2 protein-coding genes are annotated in these 1,738 nt (G+C 49.3%); both read right to left on the minus strand.

The genetic code is table 11. From position 1 onward, the window contains the following. Window positions 1-53: 53 nt before the first annotated feature. Window positions 54-260 (minus strand): hypothetical protein, encoded by a 207-nt coding sequence (locus AAH187_RS19240; RefSeq protein WP_342350109.1) that lies wholly within the window; start codon window positions 258-260, stop codon window positions 54-56. A gap of 393 nt (window positions 261-653) precedes the next feature. Next, window positions 654-1,738, minus strand: a 1,085-nt coding sequence (locus AAH187_RS19245; RefSeq protein WP_342350110.1) for a sigma-54 dependent transcriptional regulator, incomplete at its 5' end; no start/stop codon positions are given.

The raw sequence follows: 1,738 nt of genomic DNA on the forward strand, positions 1-1,738 counted from the left end.
TGTCAAAGGATACTTCACAAGACATTGCTATGAATTTTCTCTAATGCATTGCCTTACTTGACGAATGCTTCTTCTTCAATACTCAACACGCTCACACTGATCGGACTGTCCACATAACGACAGATTTCCCGAATTCCTTGATAAAATTCCAGACCCGGCTCAGTGACCAACGTGGCGTTCATGGCTATCCCATCCAGCATCCCCAGCCTGCCAATCTCCTCAATCTCTGTGAGACTCACCGTATCGAGATAAAATTTCATGAACCGTCATTCCTCATGAACAGGGATTAACCTACAAGGAGCTGAAGCCTCTGCCACAACGATGACCTACGACCCTCGCTTCAGAGTCACCAGGCAAAGCCGGACTGAAGGTTTCGCATCTTTCGTATTGTTAAAAAAGTAACCGGCTCCGTTTGTGGTATGCATACGACAAGCCATAGCTGGATTGAGAAGGCCTGAGATGAAAGATCTTGAAACATGGCACAAATGCGATTAATAAATATGCAGGTTGATGAAATGTCATCGCTACCCTATGACAGATCGTGGTGGCATCGGAGGCTATACCACAATCTTACGTGGATTCATCGCCTAAGATTTCTGAAAAAAGAGTGCGATCAGTAATGGCGAAAGAGTGCGGAGTTGAAATACGTCGATTCAAGTCGGTCGTTGAAGACCTAATTTTTTGATCCGGCTACGGAGTGTACTGGGCGCCAAGCGGAGTTGTTCTGCGGCTCCGCCGTCCCCTTCGATCTGCCATTTACTGGAGGCCAGGGTTTGGAGAATATGTTGCCGTTCAAAATCAACTAATCCAGCCGGAACCTTTGATTCATGCGTCGTACTCTGAAGAATCAAAAGCCGTTCATCAATGCGCAGAACTTTTTGGTGGGAGAGAATCACCGCCCGTTCAATGACATTTTCCAATTCTCGAATGTTGCCCGGCCAGGAATACCGGATAAGCCGCTGGAGAGAATCCGGTTCAATCGTTTCACAGGGCCGATTGAGTTTAATGGCATAGTGCTCAAGAAAATGCTGGGCGAGTTCTGGAATATCTTCAGGCCGAGCACGGAGTGGAGGGATGGTAATCGGAAACACATGAAGTCGATAGAAAAGGTCAGCCCGAAATCGACCTTGCTCAATTGCCAAAGGCAGATCGGCATTGGTCGAGGCCATCAACCGAATATCCACCGGAATAGACTGCTTGCCACCCACACGATCAACCATCCCGTCCTGGATCACTCGCAACAATTTCGCTTGCGTCTCCATGGGAATTTCCCCGATTTCATCCAGCAACAGGGTCCCGCCATGGGCTAATTCAAACCTTCCCTCCCGCCTCGAATCGGCTCCGGTAAATGCTCCTCGTTCATGCCCAAACAGCTCACTTTCTACCAGTCCCATCGGAAGCGCTGCACAATTAACCCGAATGAACGGTTTGCCAGCACGAAGACTCCAATCATGTATGGCTTGGGCAAGTAGCTCTTTCCCGGTTCCCGTCTCCCCGGTGATCAAGACGGTCGCGGTCGTGGGAGCCACCTCGCGGGCGAGTTCTAATACATGCTGAAAAACCTGACTCCGTCCGACCATAGCCCCGAAGTGCTTGGTCAGTTTGAGTTCCTCGACCAGATAGGTATTTTCTCGTGCCAACTGCTGACGCAGTAGATTAATTTCCTCATAGGCCTGAACATGATCAATCGCATAGGCGATTTGCATGGCCACTTGTGATAAAAACTCAAGCGCATCCG

Origin of the sequence: uncultured Nitrospira sp. (assembly GCA_902500695.1) — a bacterium.
GTDB lineage: Bacteria > Nitrospirota > Nitrospiria > Nitrospirales > UBA8639 > Nitrospira_E.

What these genes read in the sequence shown, in the direction of transcription:
- AAH187_RS19240 (WP_342350109.1), bottom strand. Translation starts at nt 260, where the DNA reads ATGAAATTTTATCTCGATACGGTGAGTCTCACAGAGATTGAGGAGATT.